General features: G+C 36.6%; 22 protein-coding genes. 3 read left to right on the forward strand and 19 right to left on the reverse strand.

Features of this window, described 5'->3' with window-relative positions; all coding sequences use genetic code 11:
- Nucleotides 1–261: 261 nt before the first annotated feature.
- From acsn021_RS21030 to trxB, 12 genes are all read right to left on the reverse strand, one after another.
- Nucleotides 262–2,406 (reverse strand): Tex family protein, encoded by a 2,145-nt coding sequence (locus tag acsn021_RS21030; protein ID WP_184091931.1) that lies wholly within the window; start codon nt 2,404–2,406, stop codon nt 262–264.
- Nucleotides 2,407–2,720: 314 nt separating this feature from the next.
- Entirely contained in the window at nt 2,721–3,347 is a 627-nt protein-coding gene (locus tag acsn021_RS21035) for a formate/nitrite transporter family protein (protein WP_184091933.1), read from the reverse strand.
- Nucleotides 3,348–3,686: 339 nt separating this feature from the next.
- Complete coding sequence (locus acsn021_RS21040) at nt 3,687–4,904, reverse strand: aspartate kinase (protein ID WP_184091935.1); 1,218 nt, start codon at nt 4,902–4,904, stop codon at nt 3,687–3,689.
- A 72-nt stretch (nt 4,905–4,976) separates the two neighbouring features.
- The gene (locus acsn021_RS21045) at nt 4,977–6,191 is read right to left on the reverse strand and encodes a cofactor-independent phosphoglycerate mutase (protein WP_184092237.1); all 1,215 of its coding nucleotides are present in this window, start codon (nt 6,189–6,191) and stop codon (nt 4,977–4,979) included.
- 179 nt (nt 6,192–6,370) lie between these two features.
- Nucleotides 6,371–7,588: a homoserine dehydrogenase gene (locus tag acsn021_RS21050; protein WP_184091937.1), complete on the reverse strand. Its 1,218-nt coding sequence runs from the start codon at nt 7,586–7,588 to the stop codon at nt 6,371–6,373.
- A 131-nt stretch (nt 7,589–7,719) separates the two neighbouring features.
- Nucleotides 7,720–8,160, reverse strand: a complete 441-nt coding sequence (locus tag acsn021_RS21055; protein WP_184091939.1) for an ACT domain-containing protein — start codon at nt 8,158–8,160, stop codon at nt 7,720–7,722.
- Nucleotides 8,161–8,411: 251 nt separating this feature from the next.
- The gene (locus acsn021_RS21060) at nt 8,412–8,897 is read right to left on the reverse strand and encodes a chemotaxis protein CheW (RefSeq protein WP_184091941.1); all 486 of its coding nucleotides are present in this window, start codon (nt 8,895–8,897) and stop codon (nt 8,412–8,414) included.
- A 175-nt stretch (nt 8,898–9,072) separates the two neighbouring features.
- A protein-coding gene (gene prfB, locus acsn021_RS21065; protein ID WP_184092239.1) for a peptide chain release factor 2 occupies nt 9,073–10,189 on the reverse strand; the annotation gives its coding sequence in 2 pieces (ribosomal slippage) (nt 9,073–10,113 and nt 10,115–10,189; 1,116 coding nt in all).
- Nucleotides 10,190–10,446: 257 nt separating this feature from the next.
- Nucleotides 10,447–13,017 (reverse strand): preprotein translocase subunit SecA, encoded by a 2,571-nt coding sequence (gene secA / locus acsn021_RS21075; protein WP_184091943.1) that lies wholly within the window; start codon nt 13,015–13,017, stop codon nt 10,447–10,449.
- 376 nt (nt 13,018–13,393) lie between these two features.
- Complete coding sequence (hpf, locus tag acsn021_RS21080; protein WP_184091945.1) at nt 13,394–13,921, reverse strand: ribosome hibernation-promoting factor, HPF/YfiA family; 528 nt, start codon at nt 13,919–13,921, stop codon at nt 13,394–13,396.
- Nucleotides 13,922–14,724: 803 nt separating this feature from the next.
- Nucleotides 14,725–16,029, reverse strand: coding sequence for a C40 family peptidase (locus tag acsn021_RS21085; RefSeq protein WP_184091947.1), 1,305 nt, complete (start codon nt 16,027–16,029; stop codon nt 14,725–14,727).
- 238 nt (nt 16,030–16,267) lie between these two features.
- The gene (trxB, locus tag acsn021_RS21090; RefSeq protein WP_184091949.1) at nt 16,268–17,194 is read right to left on the reverse strand and encodes a thioredoxin-disulfide reductase; all 927 of its coding nucleotides are present in this window, start codon (nt 17,192–17,194) and stop codon (nt 16,268–16,270) included.
- 291 nt (nt 17,195–17,485) lie between these two features.
- On the opposite strand from trxB, the gene acsn021_RS21095 reads away from it, so the two are divergent.
- On the forward strand, nt 17,486–17,662 hold the full coding sequence (locus acsn021_RS21095; protein WP_184091951.1) for a YjfB family protein: 177 nt from the start codon (nt 17,486–17,488) through the stop codon (nt 17,660–17,662).
- A 152-nt stretch (nt 17,663–17,814) separates the two neighbouring features.
- Here acsn021_RS21095 and acsn021_RS21100 read toward each other — a convergent pair whose 3' ends face one another.
- The 3 genes from acsn021_RS21100 to acsn021_RS21110 all read right to left on the reverse strand — a co-directional run bounded on the left by acsn021_RS21100 (nt 17,815) and on the right by acsn021_RS21110 (nt 20,210).
- Nucleotides 17,815–18,897: a CPBP family intramembrane glutamic endopeptidase gene (locus tag acsn021_RS21100; protein WP_184091953.1), complete on the reverse strand. Its 1,083-nt coding sequence runs from the start codon at nt 18,895–18,897 to the stop codon at nt 17,815–17,817.
- A gap of 141 nt (nt 18,898–19,038) precedes the next feature.
- The gene (locus tag acsn021_RS21105; RefSeq protein WP_184091955.1) at nt 19,039–19,638 is read right to left on the reverse strand and encodes a class I SAM-dependent methyltransferase; all 600 of its coding nucleotides are present in this window, start codon (nt 19,636–19,638) and stop codon (nt 19,039–19,041) included.
- Nucleotides 19,639–19,832: 194 nt separating this feature from the next.
- Nucleotides 19,833–20,210, reverse strand: a complete 378-nt coding sequence (locus acsn021_RS21110; RefSeq protein ID WP_184091957.1) for a RidA family protein — start codon at nt 20,208–20,210, stop codon at nt 19,833–19,835.
- A gap of 192 nt (nt 20,211–20,402) precedes the next feature.
- On the opposite strand from acsn021_RS21110, the gene acsn021_RS21115 reads away from it, so the two are divergent.
- Both acsn021_RS21115 and acsn021_RS21120 read left to right on the forward strand, forming a co-directional pair.
- Entirely contained in the window at nt 20,403–21,107 is a 705-nt protein-coding gene (locus tag acsn021_RS21115) for an acyl-[acyl-carrier-protein] thioesterase (RefSeq protein WP_184091959.1), read from the forward strand.
- A gap of 24 nt (nt 21,108–21,131) precedes the next feature.
- Entirely contained in the window at nt 21,132–21,971 is an 840-nt protein-coding gene (locus acsn021_RS21120) for a CvfB family protein (protein ID WP_243167817.1), read from the forward strand.
- A gap of 139 nt (nt 21,972–22,110) precedes the next feature.
- Here the strand turns inward: acsn021_RS21120 and acsn021_RS21125 are convergent, their stop codons facing one another.
- From acsn021_RS21125 to recD2, 4 genes are all read right to left on the reverse strand, one after another.
- On the reverse strand, nt 22,111–22,521 hold the full coding sequence (locus acsn021_RS21125) for a flagellar protein (protein ID WP_184091963.1): 411 nt from the start codon (nt 22,519–22,521) through the stop codon (nt 22,111–22,113).
- An 11-nt stretch (nt 22,522–22,532) separates the two neighbouring features.
- Nucleotides 22,533–23,255: a ComF family protein gene (locus acsn021_RS21130; RefSeq protein ID WP_243167818.1), complete on the reverse strand. Its 723-nt coding sequence runs from the start codon at nt 23,253–23,255 to the stop codon at nt 22,533–22,535.
- 35 nt (nt 23,256–23,290) lie between these two features.
- Entirely contained in the window at nt 23,291–24,196 is a 906-nt protein-coding gene (locus tag acsn021_RS21135) for a nucleotidyltransferase family protein (protein WP_184091965.1), read from the reverse strand.
- Nucleotides 24,197–24,410: 214 nt separating this feature from the next.
- Complete coding sequence (recD2, locus tag acsn021_RS21140) at nt 24,411–26,690, reverse strand: SF1B family DNA helicase RecD2 (RefSeq protein WP_184091966.1); 2,280 nt, start codon at nt 26,688–26,690, stop codon at nt 24,411–24,413.
- Between the last annotated feature and the right edge of the window lie 6 nt (nt 26,691–26,696).

Below are 26,696 nucleotides of genomic sequence, written 5' to 3' on the forward strand. Positions count from 1 at the left end.
TTACCACCACACACCAGCTCCTATTGCAAGCTATTTCTTTCTTAAAGTTACGTATCATAAAGATGTTAAGATTATAAATCAACATCCATTTTTTAACAATAACGATTGTTTAATTTTTACATGTTTTCATCGCAGGAAACCGCAGTAAATGCCAGTCTTTCACAGCTTCTGGCATCTAGTAACAATTTTCCAGCAGTTATAACAAAACTCCTGAAGAAAAAAGAGCCGTTGTACGCTACAACAGCTCTTTCAATCTTTATATTAAACTATCATGGTTAATTGAATTCTCTTCTTTGAAACATCCACACTCATTACTTTAACTTCCACAATATCACCAACACTGACAACCTCTAAAGGATGTTTTACAAACTTTTTATTTGTTAACTGGGAGATGTGGACAAGACCGTCTTGATGAACCCCGATATCAACAAACGCACCAAAATCGATAACATTTCTTACCGTTCCTTTTAATATCATGCCTTCGGTTAGGTCCTTCATCTCTAAAACATCGGTTCGAAGTATAGGTTTGGGCATCTCATCTCTGGGGTCTCTGCCCGGTTTCTCTAATTCTTTAACCATATCTTCTAAGGTAATAACACCAATGCCAAGTTTAACTGCCATAGCTTCCTTATCTTTAATAAGCTTACTTAATGTGGTTAACTTACTTGCTCTAATATCCTCCGGTGTAAAAGAGAGGCTTTTTAGTAATCCCAATGCAGCTTCATAGGATTCCGGATGGACACTGGTTGCATCCAGAGGATTATCCCCCTCCTGGATTCTCATAAAGCCTGCTGACTGTTCAAACGCTTTCGGTCCTAACTTTGCTACCTTAAGCAACTGTCTGCGGTTTGTAAACCTGCCGTTTTCTTCCCGGTAGGCCACAATGTTTTTAGCTATGACTTTGCTGATACCTGATATATATTCTAGAAGAGAGGCCGAGGCTGTATTTAAGTCCACACCGACCTTATTCACAGAGTCTTCTACTACTCCTGTTAAAGCCTCCGAAAGTTTCTTCTGGTTCATATCATGTTGGTATTGCCCTACACCGATGGATTTGGGATCAATTTTAACCAGTTCTGCCAGAGGGTCTTGAAGTCTTCTGGCAATGGATACTGCACTTCTTTGCCCTACATCAAAATTAGGAAATTCTTCTGTTGCTAATTTACTTGCGGAATATACGGAAGCTCCTGCTTCATTTACAATAATATATTGTACCTTGCTGTCAATCTCTTTAAGCATCTCAACAATTATCATTTCAGATTCTCTGGAGGCGGTTCCATTCCCTACTGATATTAAGGTAATCCCGTACTTTTTAATAAAACCTCTGACGACTTTCTTAGCCTCTTCTATCTTATTCTGAGGTGCAGTAGGATATATGACAACCGTGTCCAATACCTTACCTGTCGGATCAACCACTGCAAGCTTACAACCGGTACGAAATGCCGGATCCCAGCCTAGTACTACTTGTCCTACAATTGGGGGCTGCATAAGAAGCTGTTCTAAGTTCTTTCCAAATACTTTAATTGCTCCATCCTCAGCCTTCTCCGTCAGCTCATTTCTGATTTCACGCTCAATGGCAGGTGCTATCAGCCTTTTGTAGCTGTCCTCTGCCACTGCCTTTAACAAATGGCTGGTATAAGGATTATTATTAACAATAATTTTTGAATTAAGAAAGGTTAAAATTCTCTCCTCGGGAGCAGTAATCTTGACCGTTAATACCTTTTCATTTTCTCCTCTATTTAAAGCTAGAATCCGATGCCCTGCCAATTTTGTAAGCTTTTCTTCAAACTGGTAATACATCTCATAAACACTTTCCTGTTTCTCATCCTTTGCCGTGCTTACAATGGTACCCTCTAAAAAGGTCTGTTTTCTAATATAGATTCGGTAGTCTGCTTCATCAGAAATATTTTCAGCCAGAATATCCATAGCTCCGGCGATGGCTTCTTCTACGGTTTCAACTTCTTTTGCCGGATCAATAAAGGCTTGCGCCTCTTCCTCTACTGGATGGTTAAGCATTTGCAAAAGTATTAGATTGGCTAACGGCTCCAGCCCCTTTTCCTTTGCAATGGTTGCTCTGGTTCTTCTCTTTGGCCGGTATGGTCTGTATAAATCCTCTACTACTACTAAAGTAGTCGCTGCTACTATCTGTTTTTTCAAATCCTCTGTTAATTTTCCCTGTTCTTCAATGCTTGCCAGTACACTTGTCTTTTTATCCTCTAAATTACGCAGATAAAGCAGTCTGTCATATAAATCACGTAATACCTCATCATTTAAGGAACCAGTAACTTCCTTACGGTATCTTGCTATAAAGGGTATGGTATTACCTTCATCAATTAATTTTACTGCTGCCTCTGCCTGATGCAGCTTTATTCCAAGCTCTTCCCCTAATTGTTTTATAATATCCATGATATGGTATCCTTTCTATTCTTATTAATCCTAGGCAACCCCCAAACTCTTTGATTATAAACAATACGTTTTACAGCTGTCTTCTTATTAGAATTTACTTTATTATATCCACTTACAAATATCCCTGCTGTTCATGATAACACCGAAAAAGTCTAAAATCAAGTGGTGCGGTAGAAGTAAACCTTAACAGCTTACAGAAAGTGAAGTTTGTACTCTGGTATGTTTTATCCACAATTATCCATTAGATAATACTCTATACGATAAAAAAGCTATGCTACTGTATTATTACTACAGAGCATAGCCATAATTTAGATTTAGTGACTTGTGATATTTTCACCGTCCATTACTTTCATTCCAAAAGGGAGTAAAATACCGCCAGCAAGATTACCAATTGCTATTACGATTATGTAAAGAAGTGCTTTCATTCCCCATGCATCTGCCATGGAAAAATAAAACAAATCAGCAATACTATGCTCGTAACCAGACAAGATAAATACCATAATAGGCAAGATTAAGGCTAAATGCTTTCCAACGCTGTCCTTTATGGTCTGAAAGCCTATAACCGCTATACACATCATAACACCACATAAGATAGCCATAATAAAGGTACTTACGATAGTATCTGATAATTTCATCCCAACCATCTCTTGTGTATGCTCGATTAGTTTGGCCTGTTTTGTATGCCTTAACAGATATCCCATTCCTACTGTTCCTACTGCATTGCCAAGGAATACAATGGCTACTGTCTTTAGAAAAGCCGGCTTTTCATTTGGTATATAGCAGACCTTTCCTGTGTAAAGATTTAACCCGAAGGTATAGATTGTAAATAGACCTATGGAAAATAGGAATGCTCCTGCAATATGGTTTTCCAAGGTCAGATAAATCACTCCACCCATGCTGATGGCGATTCCGGCCATAATGGCCTTAATAAATGTCTTCATCTTATTCTGTCCTTTATTTGTATTCTCTTTGGAAAATACTTAGACTTTTTTTGATAAAATCCGTTCTTTTTCAAACACGACACATTATACCACACGGTCTATAAAAGTGATATATGATTTTGATATTTACCAAAATATTATTAAATATATACAATTTTACCCTAAAAAGCAATTCAATTTCTGTGATATTAAAAACTCATGCCAAAAGCGTCCTATCCTTTTACTGTGTAAGAGATTTACATGTATATAAAATAAGAGAAGTCCCACATCTTTTCTGAAGCATACTTCAGATGACATGGGACAAAACTCTATTTTTCTGGTAATTTATTATAAGCCTTACTAATTTAACTGTTTCTGAAAGAATTTATTATGAACAGCCTGAACCGCCTTATCTACAAAGTCTTCTTCAATTAATACCGTCAACCTTATCTCAGAAGTAGATATTGACTTTATATTTATACCTGCTTCATAAAGGGCTTCAAACATCTTAGCTGCCACTCCGGTGTTCGACATCATGCCTAATCCCACAATAGATACCTTGGCGACTTCTCTCTCAACAAAAATCTCATCACATTTTAAGCTTTCATTCCTGTGATGATTCAGAACATCCACAGTCTCTGCTACACTATCTTCTGCTACAGTAAAACTAATATCCTTTGCACCGCCACTCCCCGCAGACTGTAATATGATATCAGCGTTGATATTGTGTTCAGACAGATGGTGAAATAGCTTAAAAGCTACTCCCGGCTCATCATTAAGGCCAATCAATGCAATACGGGCTGTATTTTTATCACCAGTCACACCACTGATAAGCATTTTCTCCATCTTCACGTCCTCCTTTACTCTTGTACCTTCTGTTTGGTTTAGGCTGGACCTTACCACCAGCTGAACTCCAAACTTTTTAGCCATTTCTACGGAACGGTTATGAAGGACACCTGCACCTAAGGACGCCAGTTCTAACATTTCATCATATGTGATTTCATCCAGCTTCTCTGCTTCTCCAACAATTCTTGGGTCAGCTGTAAATACACCATCCACATCTGTGAATATCTCACAAGTATCTGCCTTTAGTACTGCTGCCAAAGCTACTGCCGTTGTATCAGAACCACCACGCCCCAGGGTTGTGTAATCACCATATTGATTGACTCCCTGAAATCCAGTGATAATAACTATCTTTTTATTAGCCAGTTCATTCTTTATTCTTTCTGTATCAATTCGTTTCAGTCTTGCATTTCCATAGACAGCTGTGGTATGCATTACAACTTGAAAAGCATTTAAAGAGATTGCAGGTACTCCCATGGAATCAAGAGCAATCGCCATCAGTGAAGCAGATATCTGCTCTCCTGTGGTTAGCAGCATGTCAATTTCACGCTTTTGTGCATTAGGGTTAATCTCTTTTGCCTGAGCCAGTAATACATCCGTCTGTTTTCCCATGGCAGAGAGAACAACCACTACATCATTTCCCTTTTTATAATCCTCCATGCATCTTCTGGCAACGTTAAATATTCTTTCCTTATCAGCTACTGATGTCCCGCCGAATTTTTTAACAATAAGCATAAGCTGCCTCCTATTTTCGTACTGACACCCATTGGGGAATACTCCTCTCTCGTAATGAGTTACAGAAGGCCGTTATGAAATGATATCATCTTCAAAAAGCTTATGTATCATCTCATATCCATTCTGAACAAACTTTCCGCTTTTTGCGGCTTCAGCTTCATTGTAGCTTTTAGAACCCGCTGCATCCTTGGTACTGTCATAGAGCAGATATGGTACAGGGTCACTGGTATGGGTGCGGCAATGTATGGGTGTTGGATGATCTGGCATAATTAACATACGATAGTCAGCACCGTATGCCTCCATCTCTTCCTTTACAACTCGTATAACCCTGCTATCTAAATACTCTATTGCTTTTATTTTATTCGGGATACTGCCTTGGTGTCCCATCTCATCCGGAGCTTCTACATGAATATACACAAAATCAAACTTGTTCTCCATTAATTCTGTTACAGCTGCCTTTGCTTTACCTTCATAATTTGTATGAAGGGTTCCGTCAGCTCCTTCTACTTCAACAACTTTCATAGAGGCACCGACTGCAATTCCCTTTAATAAATCAACAGCAGATATCATTGCACCCTTTTTTTGAAACTCTTTTTCAAAGGAGGTAAGTGCCGGCTTGGTTCCTGCACCCCAGAACCAGATAGAATTGGCTTTATTTAAACCTTTTTTCGCTCTTTCTACGTTTAGAGGATGATTATTTAGAATATCATAACTTTTCATCATCATACTTTTTAAATATGCATCTTCTGGCAAATAAGTGCCTATCACCTTTCCTAAAATATCATGGGGGGGCACCAACTCTACAACCTGTCCATTATCCCAAATGGTTAGATGTCGATAGCTGGTACCTAAGTAGTATTTATATATATCATTTTCAAGTTCTTTTTTTATAGCTTCCAATAACACTGCCGCATCCTCTGTGGATATCTCACTGGCGCTATGGTCGAGGATGTTTTTTTCCTCATAAGGAAGCGTATCATCGGAAAGAGTAACTATATTACATCTTAGGGCAATGTCGGTTTCTTTTAGAGCTACACCAATACTTAATGCTTCAAGTGGTGACCTTCCAGTATAATACAAACGGGGATTATAACCTAACACGGATAAGTTAGCCGTATCACTGCCAGGTTTCATCCCCTTAGGAATAGTACTGCAAAGACCAATTTCTGATTTTTTTGAAAGTTCATCCATAGTAGGTGTTACTGCATATGCAAGGGGTGTTTTATCGCCAAGCTCATGAATCGGCTCATCTGCCATTCCGTCTCCAAGAACAATAATATACTTCATGTTTAACCTCATTTCTGCGCTCCTTTTTGCGCATTTTAGATAATTGAGAATCTCATTGTGTGAGGAAGCAGGTAAAGTAACCAAAATAAGGGTGACTTGGACAATCATCCCAACCTGTTTTGGTTATTTGACTGTTTCATCCCATAAATTAACTTCCCAATTACCTAACTCAAATGTTATTAGAAATTAACTCTTATCATACTTACAATATTCTTAAATTTCTCAGCCTTCTGCTGATAAGTTTCCTCACTCATGGGCATGGTAATAAAAGCATATTCTTCTTTCATATCTGGAACAGCAATCACATCTACCTGACCAAACTCCATTGCAATCTGCTCCTTTGTCTTTTCATCATTGGCAGCTACTCTAACAAAAAACCGATGGGTTGCACGTTTAATATCAGAAAGCTCCAGCTTTTTGCTGCTCCATAAGGTCATGATATTCGTACCAATATGCTTTGCAGCATCTACCACATCTGCTACTACTGCACTTGCTGTAGGTAGCTTACCGGCACCACTTCCATAAAACATGACGTCTCCGATTACATTACCTCTGACAAAAATGCCGTTAAATACATCATTTACACTAAATAACGGATGACTTGGTTTTATTAACATAGGCGCTACCATGGCATATACATGATCTTGTTCTTTTTTGCTGCTTCCAAGAAGTTTTATACTGGCTCCCATAGCTTTTGCATATTTGATATCCGCTTCTGTTATCTTTGTAATTCCTTCAGTATATATATCTTCAAAATCCACTTGCATTCCGAACGCAAGTGATGATAGTATGGCTATCTTTCTACAGGCGTCATATCCTTCAATATCTGCCTGTGGGTTACGTTCCGCATATCCCATAGCTTGGGCTTCCTTTAATACGGAATTAAAATCTGAACCCTCATTACTCATCTTTGTAAGAATATAATTGGTAGTACCATTTAAAATACCTGTTATTTCTTCTATCTCATCTGCCGTTAAAGACTGGTTAAGAGGTCTGATAATTGGAATACCCCCTCCAACACTGGCTTCAAATAAAAAGTTGACATTCATCTGTTTTGAAAGTTTTAATAACTCTGCACCATGTTTTGCCACCAATTCTTTATTAGAAGTACAAACACTTTTTCCCTTTAAAATTGCTTCTTTTACAAAGGTATAAGCAGGTTCTACACCGCCCATAACCTCGACAATAATACCTACTTCCGGATCATTTACGATGGTCTCATAGTTATGCACAATTTTATCCTGTATTGGGTCTCCCGGAAAATCCCGTAAATCTAGTACATATTTCACTTGTATTTCATGCCCGCAGCGTTTGTTAATACTATCTCCATTTACATTAAGCACTTCTACTACACCGGAACCTACCGTACCATAACCTAAAACTGCTATATTTACCATATTTTACACCCTGCATAATACATCTTCTATTGATGTATTACTGCCACAATCATAAACGGTTGAAAGAACTTGTCAGTGGCTTCCTTTCTATATTTATATTTTCTTACAACCCTCGTAATACTGCTCTTTCCCTATTCCCTTGCCAATATTTTTATATAGTGAATGCCTTCTAATGCCTCTATTTCATCAAAAATAACGGCTGTATCAATTATTTGACTCGGAATCTCAATACTAAGCGTTAGAGATGCAATACCATTTACCGGAATACTCTGATGAATAGTCAGTATATTTGCCTCATTTTTTGCAACACAATTCAATACACAGGATAAGAGTCCTGGTTTATCATCTACCTGAAGCATAAACGTAATTGTCTTTCCTCTAGCATTCTCATGGAATGGAAAAATATCATCTTTATACTTATAAAAGGAACTTCTGCTGATACCTACCATATCCGCAGCATCCTGTACAGTTAAAACCTTCTCTGAATCTAATAATCTCTTGGCTTCCACTACTTTAAGCAGGACTTCCGGAACCGCCTTTTTTTTTACAATGAAATATTTACCTTCATCCATACCTGCTCTCCTTTACTGCTTTTGTTACATTTTTACACAAAATATGTCTTCCTTATATGTATGTATACGAAATACACATGTCTTTCTCAGGAAGATATCTTAACACAAATCTCTTGGAAATGCAACACCTTTTTGAATAAATTATCAATATTAAGACAAAATATGCAAAAAAGAGATTGTCCCATTTCTTTAGACAATCTCTTAAAATTTGCCTTCACCATTATAGAAATTATATCCTCAATACAGTCAGATTATTGTTCCTGCATGATAGCTTCTATATTCTCTTGTTCCTGTGAAGATAATATTCCGTTATGATTCAGCAGTAATATCATTCTGCCATTTACATTCGCAACGCACTGTATATAAGCTGTATTAACACTCTTTACAATAGCAGGCGTTTCACTTAAAGATTCAGCAGGTATTTCTATGATTTCTTTTACTGCATCCACTTCATAAGCCATTAAAATATCGTTGGATTTTGTAATAATTAACTTTGTATTATCATCCGCTGATTTTTCTGATAAACCAAATTTTTTACGCAAGGAATAAACCGGGATGACATCGCCGCGCAGATTCATTATTCCTCTGATATAGGTTGGTGCATTAGGCACATGAACTAAGTCTGTGTATTTTTCAATTGCATTCACTAACATGATATCTAATCCGAATTCTTCTTCACCTAATGTAAAAATAACTTGTTTGGTCTGCTCTTTCGTAAAATTCTTTTGTGTCTCCATTTTAAACTCCCATCTGTGTGCATTAGCACACCTATAAATCCGGATGTTGAAAATGATCTTTTTCAACCTAAACTCCCATCTGTGTGCATTAGCACACGCATAAATCCGGATGTTGAAAATGATCTTTTTTCAACCTAACTATATCCTTCTTTATTCCTATGTCTTAATTTGGTTATCAGTCCGTAACTCTAACACTATTCCACTTTAAATATGCATTAATAAAAGGATCCAAATTCCCGTCTAATACACTAGTTGTATTACCGGATTCAAAGCTAGTACGATGGTCTTTAACCATGGTATATGGCTGCATAACATAAGAACGTATTTGGCTTCCCCATCCGATTTCTTTCATCTCACCACGAATTCCAGATTCCTTTTCCTGGTTTTCTTGTTGTTTTAACAGATAGAGTTTTGCCTTTAACATCTGCATCGCTTTATCTTTATTCTGAAATTGGGAACGCTCATTCTGACATTGCACAACAATACCTGAAGGTATGTGGGTAATTCGAATAGCTGAGGAGGTCTTATTAACATGCTGTCCTCCAGCGCCACTTGACCGGTAGGTATCAATCCTTAAATCTCCTTCGTCAATTTCAATACCCATATCTTCTTCAATATCCGGCATAACATCACAGGATACAAATGAAGTTTGTCTCTTTCCTGCTGCATTGAAAGGAGAAATACGAACCAGACGGTGTACCCCTCTTTCAGACTTTAAGTGACCATATGCATTCAGACCGTTAATCTGTAAAGTGACTGATTTTAACCCAGCTTCTTCACCATCCAGAAAATCGAGTATTTCAGTCGTATAGCCTTTTTTGTCTGCCCATTTCTGATACATACGACAAAGCATACTTGCCCAGTCACAACTTTCAGTTCCACCAGCTCCGGCATGAAGTGTTAGTATAGCATTGTATTTATCATACTCTTCTGATAAAAGGGTATTTAATCGTATTTCATCAAAGTTTTTAATAAATTGCTGTAAGGCTTCGTCAATTTCAGGTATTAAAGATGTGTCATTAGACTCATAACCCATCTCAATTAAAGTCTGAATGTCCTCATATTCCTGCTTTAAACCATTATATTCATCGACAATATCCTTAAGATTCTTTAATTCTTTCACATAACCTTGCGACTTTTCCGCAGAATCCCAAAAATTAGGTTCTTCCATAATATGTTCAATCATATCAATTCGTTCAAGTTTATTAGCAAGGTCAAAGTGAATCCCCCACTTCAATTAATGGTTGTTCATACGTACCCAGGGTATATTTAAACTGGTCTAATTCAACCATTGTTTCACCTCTTTCATATTTTATTTTTGATAGCTGCCTGATTAAATCTACAGTTTTCATCTTGGCTTTCTTTAACAGCACCATACCTACTTAATAGGTTATCTATTTGGCTGTTTACATTTTATTGCTATTAAAGTATATTTTATCACAAATTCTCTGAATAATAAAGTAATTTAAAAATCAGCAAGGAATCGTATACCTGGTTATAAAATCCCAGTAAACTCCTTGCTGATTTGGTTTATTTCATAATCAAATTATTAGCTTCTTCCACAGCAATGTTTATACTTTTTGCCGCTTCCGCATGGACAGTTATCATTTGGCTGAATTTTCTTGCCCGTACGCTTAACAGGCCCCTGTGGGAGACTATCGTCTTTATTAGTGCCTGTAACCTTAGCTACCTGTTCTCTTTCCACATTCTGCTCGATACGAACATGCATCAAGGCTTTTACCGTATCTTCACGAATCGCTTTTGTCATTTCATCAAACATTTCAAATCCCATGAACTTGAATTCTACTAATGGATCCCTTTGTCCATAAGCTTGCAGACCAATTCCCTGGCGTAACTGATCCATATCATCGATATGATCCATCCACTTGTGATCTATTACCTTTAGAAGGATAACACGTTCAATTTCACGCAATTGTTCTTTTTCCGGAAATTCAGCTTCTTTCTCTTCATATAACTTAATAGCATCTTCCTTTAATTTCTGAATCAACGCATTTTTCTTCATATGATTTAATTCATCTACAGAAAGATCAACTGAATCAAAAGGTATGATGGGTAATAATAAATTGTTTAATTCATTTACATCCCAATCCTCCGGAATTTGATCATCACTGATACAGGTGTTTACAGCTTCTTCTACTGTATCTGTAATCATCTTAAAGATGGAATCACGCATACTTTCTCCATCCAGTACTCTTCTTCTTTCTGCATATATGATTTCTCTCTGGTCATTGTTAACTTGATCATATTCCAGAAGGTTCTTTCTGATTCCAAAGTTATTGCTTTCAATTTTCTTCTGTGCTTTTTCAATTGCACTGCTTAACATCTTATGCTCAATCTGCTCTCCTTCCGGAAGTCCTAAGGAATTAAACATTCCCATTAAACGTTCCGAGCCAAACAGACGCATTAAATCATCCTCTAAAGAAATATAGAAACGAGATTCACCAGGATCTCCCTGACGTCCCGCACGACCTCTTAACTGATTATCAATACGTCTGGATTCATGACGTTCTGTACCAATAATCTTAAGCCCTCCGGCTTCTACAACACCTTCACCCAATTTAATATCTGTACCACGGCCTGCCATGTTGGTAGCTATGGTAACAACGCCAGCTTGTCCGGCATCGGCTACGATTTCAGCTTCCTGCTCATGGAACTTTGCATTTAATACCTTATGAGGTATATTCTTTTTCTTCAGCAAATCACTTAGTTCTTCGGATGCCTCAATGGTGATGGTACCAACTAGCACCGGTTGTCCTTTTTTATGAGATTCAATAATATCATTAACAACAGCATTTAATTTCTCACGTTTCGTTCTATAAACAGCATCCTGCTGATCAACACGGGCAACGGGCACATTTGTCGGCACTTCAACAACGTCCATTCCGTATATATCTCTGAATTCTTTCTCTTCTGTTAAAGCAGTTCCTGTCATACCACATTTTTTGTTATACTTATTAAAGAAGTTCTGGAAGGTAATTGTTGCAAGCGTTTTACTTTCTCTTTTCACTTTTACTTTTTCCTTAGCTTCAATCGCCTGATGTAACCCGTCCGAATAACGTCTTCCCGGCATGATACGACCTGTAAATTCATCTACGATTAATACTTCATCATCTTTTACCACATAATCCTTATCCCGATGCATTAAGTTATGCGCTCTTAAGGCTAGAATAATGTTATGCTGAATTTCTAGATTTTCGGGATCTGCAAGGTTTTCAAGTTTAAAGAAATCCTCAACCTTAGCAACACCCTCTGCTGTAAGGTTAACATTCTTGTCTTTTTCATTAACAATGAAGTCTCCATCTTCTTCTACTTCTTCTTTCATAAGAGCAGCCATCTTTGTTAATTCTCCGCTTGACTTACCTCTTACAAGCTGTCTAGCTAATAAATCACAGGCTTCATATAATTTAGTGGATTTTCCACTTTGACCGGATATAATGAGAGGGGTTCTGGCTTCATCAATTAATACGGAGTCAACTTCATCCACGACCGCAAAATTAAGTCCTCTTTGAACCAGCTCTTCTTTGTAGATAACCATGTTATCCCTAAGATAATCAAAGCCTAATTCATTATTGGTTGCATAGGTAATGTCACAATTGTAAGCTTCTCTTCTTTCATCATTATCCATACTGTTTAAGATAACGCCTACTTTAAGTCCTAAAAATTCATGAATTTGTCCCATCCATTCAGCATCACGCTTTGCAAGATAGTCATTAACGGTTACAATATGAACACCCTTGCCATCTAAAGCATTTAAGTAGGCTGGAAGTGTTGAGGTTAAGGTCTTACCTTCACCAGTTCTCATTTCTGATATTCTACCCTGGTGCAGAATGATACCACCAATAAGCTGTACTCTAAAATGCTTTAATCCAAGTACTCTCTTACCAGCCTCTCTTACAACTGCATAAGCTTCTACTAAAAGGTCATCTAAGGTCTCGCCATTCTTAAGTCTATTTTTAAATTCATTGGTTTTATTCCGTAAATCCGCATCGGATAAACCTGCCATGACCGAATCCAGGGCTTCAATTTTATCCACTAACGGTATAATTAATTTTATTTCCCTTTCACTGTGTGTTCCAAATATCTTAGTTAAAAAACCCATATTTTTTTCACTCCTGCGTTGTTTATATTGATTGAACAGATATCGTCTTCTCTGCACATACAAGTTCTCTTTACAGTTCAGCCTATATTGTATCATTTCCCCAGGTACTAAGCAACACTTTTTCAATAAGTATACAGCTTGTTCATAAAATGTTCATTTATGAATTATAACCACTTATCTATGAGATTTATACCTTCGGGTATTCTTCTTTGCTTTAGCATAGTACACGTGATTGTCTCAATTATAAGAAAAGGCTTCCTTTTAAAGACAAAAAAAGGGGGCTGTGAAGACAGCCCCCTAAACAATCAAAACTTACTTCAAGTTTTTTTGTTCTAAACATTCACTTTTCCACGGAAAAGATTTATGCTTTTATGGTTTAATACTCTGGTTCAATTAAACCATAGGTGTTACCCTTACGTTTATACACTACATTCACTTCATCTGTTTCCGCATTACGGTATACAAAGAAATTATGTCCTAAAAGTTCCATCTGTACACAAGCTTCTTCCGGATCCATAGGTTTAATTGCAAATTTCTTTGTACGAAAAATCTTGATACTGTCATCTTCGTCATAAACATCTTCCAAAAATTCCTGATTCAGATTGGCTGCTGCTTGTTTTTGTTCAATTAATTTATTTTTATATTTTCTTAATTGGCGTTCAATAACTTCTTCTACCAAATCAATAGATACATACATATCGTTGCTGGTCTGTTCCGCTCTTACCATACTTCCTTTCATAGGGATGGTGACTTCAATTTTCTGTCTGTCTTTTTCAACACTCATTGTTACGTGAACTTCAGTATCAGGAGTAAAATATCTCTCAAGCTTTCCGATCTTATCGTATACAGCTGTCTTAAGACCTTCAGTTACATCAATATTTTTACCGCTAATTATATAACGCATATGATCAACTCCTTTTAACTTTCTATTGTGACTATATTATACCACAAGCTTGTACCAGTGACAAGTAATTTCCCTTTTTATACACAAGAAAGACACAAGTACAGTATTAGACACACTCTGATTCTTATTTCTCATTTTTTTATTATTATTTTTAAATTATCGGATTTATCCACCGTATTATACAACTTGTTTGTTAATTTATTGACAACGATAAAAAATCGCTGATATTTAATATTTTCTTAACATTACCTGAACATTATCATAACTTACAAAACAAATATTCATGCTTGACAGCTTGTACCCACAGGATAATTGTGGTTAATGATTGTGGATAATGTGGATAACTCGGTGTATAACTTCTAATTCTTATAAAATGAGCCTTTTTACCTGTGGATAACTTCGGGATAACAATATGTCGAATTATGGTCAAACAGTTATTTACAGTATAATTTAACCTCACTTTGTGCAGTTTGTATATCTGTTTATTTGTCAAGGTATTGATTCTTACATTTATGCTTTCGATAAATTAGAAATCATTTTCAGTAATTTTTGTAATATTCAAAACATTTTATCACTTTATATCTTATATACATTATTTTTGAGTTATTAACAATAACTGAAACTATATTTATACGAATTCACTCACATTATCAGAGGAACGGAGCACACCTTTTAGAATGTCTGGCTATTACCCAGAGAAATATTTTACAGTTACAAGCTTACATAAGTCTAATACTTCAAAAAAGTCTTTCAACACAAAAAAGCTGATTATACACAAATCATGTATAATCAGCTTACTATACTTATTTAATACGTCTAGCCTTATATGGCGTTCTATAATTGTAGCTGGAGGTCTTAATTCCTTCTCTTGCATTACTAGCGTGAACAACTCTTCCGTTACCAATATACAGGGCAACGTGGTTTACGACACCACTGCTGTTACGATAGAAGATTAAATCTCCCGCCTGCAAATCACTTAAGCTTACTTCTCTACCGGCCGAATTTGCCTGGTCTCTTGACGTTCTTGGTATACTATAGCCAAAATGTGAATAAATAGAAGATGTAAAACCAGAACAGTCAGCACCGTTCGTTAAGCTTGTCCCTCCCCAAACATAAGGGTTTCCAACAAACTTCAATGCATAATCCGCAATAGAGGAACCGGTTGAAGAGCTGCTGCCTGAACTGCTCGAACTTCCTGAGTTGCTGCTACTTCCTGAATTACTACTAGAAGAACTGCTACTAGAAGAACTGCTGTTTCTACTTGATTCATTCGCTCTTGCAGCTCTATCTGCAGCCGCTTTTCTTTCAGCTTCTGCCTTACGATTAGCATCCTGCTCCCTTGCCAACGCTTCCAGACGTTCAGCTTCTGCACGACGTGCTTCTTCTTCTCTGGCTAATTTTTCTTGTTCCTCTTCAATTGTAATCGCATATTCAAATTCAACATCGATTATTATGTAATCTTTTGATACAAAGCCGGTTGTGTCTTCATCAATCTGTATTTCGGCCCATTTATCTTGTTCATTAGTTATGTAATATCTTTCTCCAAGAGGTACCATTGTAATGATAGGTGCATCCGTACTTGGTGTTTCTCTCACGAATAAAGTGGTTGTATTAATAGTAGCATACTTGCTGTTAAATTCATTGATTAACTTTTCCGCTTCATCTCCGATGGCTAAAAATTCTTTATTAATATATCCGCTTTTAACATTACCAGATTCAATTTTCACCCAATCACCATCTGTTTCAAGGATGTCAGTGGCGCAGCCATTGTAAAGCTTTCCGACAATCTCACTGTCGGTGTTTGGCTCTTTTCGAATGTTAACGTAATTAGTTGCAGTTGAAATACCCAAATTGGCATATGGTGATTCAATATCCGTCATCTTTGCATTTACAGGTTCATCACTCTGTCCGGCAAATGTCTCCAGTAATTGCTCTGCCTCTCCGACTTCGTCAGAAGCAGTTGCTACATAATAGTTGTCTAGTATAGCAGAAATACCTGCAATACCCATATCCGATGTACCTGCTGCTTCAACTTTAATACCGTAACTTAAAGAGAGCAACAATGCCGTTGCACATAAGGATGCCTTTACAGCAGTACCTTTTATCATATGATAAATGACCTCCTTGGATTTTTCATAGGAATGTAATAATTCCTTCATATAATATTTCGAATAACCGATAATCCCGATTAATTGTTACGAATTTATTAAATAATCTGAGGTCATTATATCAAATCGTTCTACTCCTGTCAACCCAATAATAGTAAAAATACTATGTTTTCTTATCCATTATCACGAAAACTGACATCGATATTCTGCTTTTTCACACAATTATATCTATTATATCTTATGATAAGGTATTTAAGTACTTTTCTACTGCTGTAATTGAATTAGCTCCATCAGAGGCGGCTGTAATAATCTGACGTAATTCTTTTGTCCGAATATCCCCTGCAGCAAATACACCCGGTATATTGGTTTCACAATTTTCGCTGGCCACTAGATAGCCTCCGGCATCCATTTCTACTACTCCCTTATAAACCTGAGAGTTTGGCAGATTACCAACAGCAATGAAGACACCGTCTACTTCCAGTTCTTTATTGTCTTCTGATTTTATATTTTTTACAATAATGTTCTCCACTTGTTCATTGCCTTTAATTTCTTCTACTACACTATCCCAAATAATTTCTACATTTTCCATAGATAGTAGTTTGTTAATATAACTTCTTGCTGCTCTGAATTCATTTCTTCTGTGGATTACATATACCTTTTTGCAGATTCTAGCAAGGAAAATAGCATCTTCAACCGCAACATCACCGCCGCCTACTACAACAGTTACTTTATTCTTAAAAAAAGCACCATCACAGGTTGCACAATAAGAAACTCCCATTCCTGCCAGACGTTCCTCTCCTTCCACCGCCAATTTGCGCGGGTTCGCACCATTGGCGAGAATCACAGTTTTACTTATATAGACAGTTCCGTCTTCTAATGTTATTTTTTTTAGTCCATCTTCCACTTCAAATTTAGTAACTTCACCTGTAATGAAATTCATATTAAGACGGTCACAATGCTCCCTGAATTTTGTACCCAACTCAAAACCACTGATTCCGGGAATGCCAGGATAGTTATCAACTTCATACGTATTAATAATTTGTCCTCCGCTGATAGGTGCTTTCTCAATAATAATAGTGTCTAACTCTGCTCTTCCTGCATACAATGCAGCTGCAAGCCCGGCAGGACCCGAACCTATAATAATTAATTCATAAATTTTATTCATACTAATATCCCTTTCTTTATTTATTAAGGACCCCTGTAGAAAGTGGGGGTTTTGTTATAACGCGGTATAAATAGGCCGAACCAGACGCACAGTTGCATGAGTCTGTGTCAATTTTTCTATATACAAATTCAACCAGTACATGATATAATATGATAATGACTAACATATTCATAGTAGTCTAACTGGTCATATATTTTACAACATTATACCATATTGTATCTAAAAGTTAAAATCCTATACAATAAATACTTGATAAAATTAATCAACTGTACTAAAAAGGAGGAAAACACTATGGATATAGCAGCAGTATCAATGATGATGTCTGCATCACAACTTTCAACTAATGTAGGCACAGCCTTACTTAGTAAAAATCTCGATACCGCAGAAGTATTAGGAGACGGCCTTATTCAAATGATGGAGCAATCTGTTAATCCCACTATAGGCCAAAATATAGATATAAAGCTGTGATTAAGTCACAATAGTCAATACTTATGAACTTTTCTTTATATGATTCTTTACGAGTAAAAAAAGATGGATTTGGTATCAGCCAATCCATCTTTTTTTATAAATATAACTTACTATACAGTAGCCGATTATTTCTTATAAATTCTAATTTCCCGTTATCTTAGGAATACTCTTATGATTGTAAGCAAACCATCAACTTCCTGCTCTGAAATCTGTCTGGAAATAAATTCCGAGTAAATCATAAGGGCAACCGAGCATAGTATTCCCAATGCGAGGCTTACTGTCATTATTCTCTTTCTACCATCTGTCTCTTTTAAGCTATATGATAAATTTTCTTCTGCTTCCTCTAGTTTATCCATTGTATCAATATTAGATTCCTTTCTGCTAAAAATTCCGATTACATGCTCCCATCTGCCACAGTTTTTTGCTATGGTTCGAAATACAACAAATGCAAGGATAGTTGCTATAAATGCAGTAAATCCATAAGTCTTTATAACATCTGAAAAGTTCATTCCACCGATTTGTGTATTCATGGATTCCATTAATGCACTTGCATCAAATTGTTCCTTACCATATAAGGATTCTAATAAATTAAAAAGCTTAGGATAAACTGCCAGCAGGGTAATAGAGGTTCCGTTTATAAAAAAGTGAACAATCATGGTAGATAATATAGAACCGGTAGCCTCTATTAAAAGAGCAAAAACAATTCCCATAACAAATGCATAAGAAAACTGATTCAGATTACCATGTATAATACCGAATAAAAAACCACTTAAAAATATACCTTTTAATACGCTCACCTTACGATACTCATTAAAAAAGATACCACGATATACTGCTTCTTCCATAATACAGGGAATGAATGCTACCATAAACAAACTGAGCAGCCACCCATTCTTACTTACGATGCTGCTCATCACATTGGCAGTATCATTCTTAACATAAATCATCGAAAAAGCATTAATTAAATTCATTAACGGTGTTATTAAATAAGTAAAAAGGATTATTAATATAATATTAGAAAATTTGACTTTCTGAAACCGAATGGCTTTAGCTACATTCAAACGATTTATCGTTAAATAAACCAGGGAAGGTACTATTAATATGAATTGCGAAAATAGCACAGCATAAAAATAATTGTTTGTATAATGCAAAATATAACTATTAATTATTGAACCCACAAATGAAAGTACTACCGTAGCAAAAAACACCCGATTTACTGATTTAACACGATTCATATAAGACTTCCATATCCCCAAAAATCGGAATACAGCCACTTTATAGTTGAAAGAATCCTTGTGGCCTTCCTTTCATCAAACATTCTCTTTCAACCTACGAATTACTATCTATATAATATCAATAGTAGTCATATAATTTAACTACTTCTGTTCTTCTCTAACTTTACGTACTAACACATTCAACCATTCTTCGTTTAACTTCTCATTTCGTATATCTGATGTCTTCCACAAATCCACAAGATCTATATCTGAAAATTTCGAAATAACCTCTTTCATGGCTTTGGTTTTATAGTCATTAAAATATCTGCCATTTCTAAATCCAGAGAATTCACCATGCTTAAATGACATATATAAAATTCCACCAGGTTTTAACCCATCGATTACTTTTCCTAATACTACTTCCAGTTCCTCAGGTGAAGTATGTAACAAGGAGGCACATGCCCATATCCCGTCGAATACTTCCTGAAAATCTAATTCGTCAAATTGCATATGAAGAACATCTTGCCCGATATGTATGGAAGCCAGACCGCATAATTCAATAGATCCATCAACAGCAGTTACATCAAAACCTCTTTCTATAAATTTAAGGCTATCGCGTCCGGAACCACATCCAAGATCAAGTATTTCTCCTGCTTCCGGTAACATACCTACAAATCTTTCCAGAGTCTCTCCCATATCCAATTCAACTGTACTTTCAAAGTATATATTAGCGTACTTATTATAATAATCTATCGAGTCCAACAAAAACCTTCCTTTCAAATCTAACCGTGCAAAACGGCATGCTGTTTTTTTGTAATAATGAGTATGTATTATTTACATTATAGCAGACTTTAGAATATATATCCAGTCTATGTCCAAACATATCAACCAACTATTAGAAATGTCTGCTGTAGCATCTGGTTACAGCAGACACCTCACGAAAAAAGCCGTATTATTTACAGCTCTGCAATTGCTTCAATTTCAACCAACACGTCTTTTGGAAGCCGAGCTACTTCTACACAAGACCTTGCAGGAAAGTCCTTAGTAAAATATTTTGCATAAACTTCATTTAATGCAGCGAAATCATCCATGTTTTTTATAAAAACAGTTGTTTTAATAACTTTATCAAGACTTGTACCACAGGATTCCAACAATGCAGAAAGATTCTTTAGCACACGTTCTGCCTGCTCTTTTATATCTCCGGTTACCAGACTTCCGTCTTCCGGATTAATTGGTATTACTCCGGATGTATATATTATGTCATTGATTGCAACTGCTTGTGAGTAAGGGCCGATTGCTGCTGGAGCGTTTGTTGTGCTGATTATCTTTTTCATGTTAGAATTCCTCCATCTTATTTTTTCTAGAATAAAACAATTATATACTAAAGATATAAGTTTTTCACTACTTTTCTGAAATAAACTTATATCTTAATGGGACAAATAATGCTATAATATAAGAAATACCAGCTTACGAAGCTTTTAAACAATGTCATTTTATGCGCGCAAGCGCAGACGGGAGTTTTTTATATGTATAGTTTTAAAAGTCGAGTTCGCTACAGCGAAGTTGACAAAGATAAAAAAATGGATATGTATTCTATTATAAATTATTTTCAGGATTGCAGTACCTTTCAATCAGAAGATATCGGTATGGGCTTTGATTTTTTGGAAAGTGAGAAAAAGGTCTGGTTGATGAATGCCTGGCAGATTGTTGCCGACCGCTATCCGGTTATAGGTGAAGAAATCACTGTTTCAACCTGGGCTTATGGTTTTAATGGTATGTATGGGTACCGTAATTTTATTATAACAGATTGTAACGATAAAGTATGTACTGCTGCCAATTCCATATGGGTTTATATGGATACCAAAAGCTATCGCCCCGTTAAGGTTACAGAAGACGTTGTGAAAGGCTATGAAATAGAAGAAGCCTATGATATGGACTATGCACCACGTAAAATTACTATTCCAAAAGACCTGACTATTTTGGATAATTTTCCGGTTATTAGAGCCAATATTGATACCAATAATCATGTAAATAATGGGCAGTATATTAAAATGGCAGAAGAATTCGTGCCAGGTGGTTTTCCAGTGGGGAAGATGAGAGCGGAATACCGGCGTTCAGCAATGTTAGGTGATCTAATTGTACCTATGGTATGTGAAAATGACGATACCGTTACTGTGGTATTGGCGGATACGAATGAAAAACCTTATGCTGTGATTGAATTTAAGAAATAATATTTAGGAAGAATGGAGATTGTTATGATAAAATTAGGAGAAATACAAACATTACAGGTGGTAAAGGCTACTGACTTTGGTATCTATTTGTGCGAACCCGAAAACACAGAAGGGGAGCGTATTCTTCTACCAAAGAACCAAGTACCCGCAGCAATTAAAAATGGAGATGAGATAGAAGTTTTTGTCTATAAAGATTCTGAAGACCGACCGATTGCAACTACAGCAACACCCAAAGTAACACTTGGAAAGACATCTCTGCTTCGTGTAAAAGATGTTACAACTATCGGTGCATTTTTAGATTGGGGTCTTGCAAAGGACCTCTTACTGCCCTTTAAGGAACAAACACAGCGGGTTCATACGGGAGACGATGTAATTGCCGCTTTATATGTAGATAAGAGTGGCCGCTTATGTGCTACCATGAAAGTGTATGACTATCTGTCCTGTTCTTCTCCTTATAAAAAAGATGATAGAGTAATAGGTGTTGTGTACGAAATTATTGACTCCTATGGTGCTTTCGTGGCTGTTGATAACATATATCAGGCATTGATACCTACAAAAGAACTTCACCGCCCTATTAAAGTGGGTGATAGTGTAGAAGCTAGGGTAATTCAGGTTAAAGAAGATGGTAAGCTGGATTTAAGTCTTCGGGAGAAATCCTATTTGCAACTTGATGCAGATGCTGAAGATATCTTTACGAAACTTACTGCCGAAGGCGGCTTTCTCCCCTATCACGATAAAACAGATTCCGATGTTATTAAGGCGCAGCTTAACCTTAGTAAAAATGCTTTTAAAAGAGCCATTGGAAGGCTTTTGAAGGAAGGCAGAATAACCATAGACAGTGATGGAATACGTGAAGTAAAATAAAAACATATACACAAATAAGAATCATAGTATAAATCTTTTTTATAAATAGTAAAGCTTCAAGTCATCCTCAGTATATCTGATAAAGACTAGAAGCTTTCTTATATTTTTATTTAGCTGTCCTTATTCAACACATTATTGTTTAATGCTGATCCAGAAAACGCATTTTGGGATTATCTTTTACGTCATTCTTTTTCTTGACCGGTTCCGGATCTTTGTATGCATTTCCCAAATTATTGGCTAGTTTATCTTTACAGGATTTGCAAAAACGTCCAGTACGTATAAGTGTACCACAGCTCTCACATTCCAATCCTACTAAAGATTCCTTTGAAAATTCCAGCCTTTCTTCCCGAATCCACTTTTGTATCTGAGTTGTTGAAACCTCATTTTCTTCTGCCACCTCTTGCATTCCAGCTCCTGGATGCTTATAGATATATTCTTTAACTATGAGAAATTTTTCCTCCAATTCCTTTATGCAGTTATGGCACAAGGGTGGGAGTCCACTGATATAATTAAATAATTTACCGCAATTCTTACAATTTCTTACATCCATATTTTTCCTCCTTAAAATCCTTTGCCAATACAGACACTAATAAAATACACTTTTTCTACTCCATTCTTTAATAAGATATTTGTACAAGCCTCCATAGTACTGCCGGTAGTGTAAATGTCATCAACTAACATTACCCTCTTAATCGGCGTAGGATATGCCTCCATCTCTTTTTGGGATATAGAAAATGCCTTTTCCAGATTGAGCAGCCTTTCTTTGTCGTTTAACTTATTCTGTGGCAATGTGTTTTTATCTCGTTGTAAAAGGCGAGAAAGTACAGTTATATTTAGCACCTTACCAAGCTCTTTTGCCAATGTCTCTGCCTGGTTATAGCCTCTTTCCAATCGTTTTTGTTTATGGATTGGTATGGGTACCAATCCATCCAGAGCAAGCTGTTTGAGACTCTGCTCAAATTGCTTTATGATCTCCTCTGCATAAAAAACTGCATATTCCTGCCTACCATGAAACTTAAAATCTGCAAGCGACTTTTTTAATACGGAATCATAAATCCATAAAGCAAACCCTTTCGTATAATGATGTTTTTTTGTTTCACAATCCAGACAATATTCCTTCTCTTCATTCTCTATTGGCTTACTGCACTTTTTACACCTAGGTTCTGATATAGGTTTTAATGTAGACCTGCATTCCATGCAGGCAAGTTCCCCTCTTGGAACGGCAATATCACCACATATTGGACATCTTTTAGGATAAATGAAATCAAGTACTGTTTGAAGCAAAGTTTTCCCCCTCTGTCTAACTTTTCAATTGCTTTTTAAAACAGCTTTTCCGGATAAAGCCCCTCTTTAATTAATGCTTTAAACGAATCAACTACCACCGGCTTATCTTCTTTATAGGTCACACCGAACCATTTATCTTTCGACTGGAGTACCTGTACTGTAGCTTTTCCTGCATGTATTAAGTTACCTACCATCTCAGGAAGAAGATACTCTGATTTTAGCTCCTGTCCAGAAACCTTTAAAAAGCTTATAAAACCTTCCTTTAACTCTGCTAATAATCCCGGTGTAAAGCCCCACATGTTCATGGATACTGCTCCGTTTAAATCGATTGTTATTTCTTCGCCCTTTTCATCAACTGCTACTGCCGCATTACCTTTTTGTTCAATCCCTTTGGTTTCTACAATATCGGTTAGAAGACCTTTTTCATTCACCCTACATACACCTCTGGTAACTGAACCATTCTCACTTAAGGTATTTCCCAATATAAAACCTGCCATACAAAAATCTAGTTTACTACTATCTGCATTCACTAAGAAATCATGTACTTTTTCAAATGCCTCTTTGCCATAGTAGTCATCAGCGTTGATAACAGCAAAAGGTTCTGATAAGATACCTTCACAACTTAATACTGCCTGTCCGGTTCCCCATGGCTTTGTTCGTTCTTCCGGTTTTGTAAAGCCTTCAGGAAGATTATCAAGTTCCTGAAATACATAATCTACTTCGACATGCTTCGCAATACGGTTGCCGATAATATCTTTAAAATCAGCCTCCAAGTCCTTTCTGATAATAAACACCACCTTGTTAAAGCCAGCCTTTATAGCATCATAAATGGAGTAATCCATAATTATTTCCCCACTTGGCCCAACTGGTTCTAGCTGCTTAATTCCTCCATATCTGCTCCCCAGCCCCGCTGCCATAATTACCAATGTTGTTTTTGTCATAACGCTCTCCTTCCATTACACCCATATCAATTTAATAATTATATTCTATATTTTGTCAAATTGTATATCAGACTATCTATCTAGTATATACAAATACTCTCTGTTAAGTACAGTGCCTTTGAATCTATATTCTAAGCCCAACTGCTGCTTCTTATCAATATTATACCATAATACGAGCATTCCTTCACCCTAATCTTTATTAAGCACAATCGATTTACACTTGTAATTCCGTAAGCCTTTGAGCCAGACCAGAATACCTTCTTTGTTCACTTTCATTATCTATCATGAATTTTATTGTATCCTGACTTCCCACAATGGTGACACAATTTTTTGCTCTAGTTACGGCTGTATATAGTAAATTTCGATTCAACAACATTCTAGGACCGGTAAGGATTGGCATAACAACTGCCGGATATTCACTTCCTTGGGATTTGTGAATGGTAATAGCGTACGCTAGCTCCAATTCCTCCATTTGCCCAAAGGTATATTCCACCTGCCTGCCCTCATCAAATTCCACAGTTACCTGCTCGGCAAAAAGATTTATTTCTTTTATAAGCCCCGTATCCCCATTAAAAATACCTGTGCCACTTTCCGTTGTAATTCCATATCGACTTTTACTTTCCCAGGCAAGTTGATAATTATTTTTAATCTGCATAACCTTATCACCTTCTCTGAAAATATATTTATGAAATTCTTTCTCTTTTTTACCCTCTTCCGGGGGATTTAGGAATTGCTGTAAAACCTGATTTAGACGCTCAACTCCTAGTTCTCCTTTTCGCATTGGAGTTAATACCTGTATATCAAAAACCGTAGCATTTACATACTTTGGCATCTTATCTCTTACTAAGGTAATTATAACCTGGATTATAACATTCACATCGTCTCTTTTTAACATAAAGAAATCTTTACTCTTGTTATCCATAATAATTTGCTCACCGTCATTGATTTTATGGGCATTTACTATAATATCACTTTCGGTTGCCTGTCTGAAGATTTTGGTTAACTTAACCACATTAAACTGATGAGATTGTATGATATCCTTAAGAACATTTCCAGGTCCCACCGAAGGAAGCTGATTAATATCACCAACTAAGATTAATCTAGTACCCACTGTGACTGCACGCAAAAGAGCATGCATAATGCTGATATCTACCATGGACATTTCGTCTATGATAATAACATCTGTCTCTAAAGGATTTCCTTCATTTCGTTCAAATACCAGCTTACTTTCAATGTCGCCAGACATCTTGGAGATTTCCAGCAGTCGGTGAATGGTTCTCGCTTCATAGTTGGTAGTTTCACTCATACGCTTGGCTGCCCTGCCCGTTGGTGCTGCTAATAAAATATCCATTCCTTCCGCTTCAAAAAATCGTATGATGGCATTGATTGTAGTTGTTTTACCTGTACCAGGACCACCTGTTAGCACTAACAAGCCATTTTTTGCTGCTTCAATAACGGCTGTCCTCTGCAATTCATCTAACTCAATCTGAAACTGCTTTTCTACGGAGGCAAGTCGGTATTCAATTTCGGTCTGAGCTAAGTCATACTTTATGTTTAAGTCACATAACATCTTAGCTGCATTAAGTTCCATATAATATAAACTTGCGCCATATATCTGTTTTTGCCCTTCGACTTCACGGATAATAATTTTTTTATCCATTGCTAGATTCACAAGATGATGTTCTATATCAGACACATGCGCACCAAGTATTTCAGCCGTTTTAGCTGCTAACATATCTTCCGGAAGATAGATGTGGCCTGCACTGCTGCCCTGCATTAATACGTACAAGATACCCGCCTTTATGCGGTAGTCAGAATCTGTGCCAATCCCTATTTTAGATGCAATTTCATCTGCCAGCTTAAAACCAATGCCTGTGATATCTTCAGCCAGTCGATAAGGGTTTTCTTTTACTATCTGGTACATTTTAGCCCCATATTCCTTATATATCTTAACTGCCAAGGTGGTTGTAATTCCAAACTGCTGTAAGAATAACATAGCCCCCCGCATGTCTTTCTTATCTTCAAACTGCTTGGCAATTTCTCTTGCCATATTGTCACTGATACCTTTTACTTCTGATAACCTTTCCGGTTCTTCTTCTATAATTCGAAAGGTATCGTTTTTAAATCGACGAACAATTCTTGCAGCCAAAGCATTGCCAATTCCTTTAATGGCACCGGAGCCTAAATATTTCTCCATTGCCAATAAATCCTCTGGCTCTTTAAATTCATAGGTTTGAACCTGAAATTGTTCTCCATATAATTGATGGGATATATAATTACCGGTGGCACGAATAAATTCCCCCTCACTAATGAAGGTAAACATGCCGACACAAGTCATTTCTGTTTCATCATTGACTAGCGATAGTACGGTGTATCCGTTCTCTGCATTACGAAATACAATCTTATCAACATAGCCTTCCAGTATTTCTGACAATTGGTTACTCACCCGCTTTCTACGAAGGCAATTAGTTATTAATGCTTTCGTATCTTTCATTGTACA

This window comes from Anaerocolumna cellulosilytica (genome assembly GCF_014218335.1).
Taxonomy (GTDB): domain Bacteria; phylum Bacillota; class Clostridia; order Lachnospirales; family Lachnospiraceae; genus Anaerocolumna; species Anaerocolumna cellulosilytica.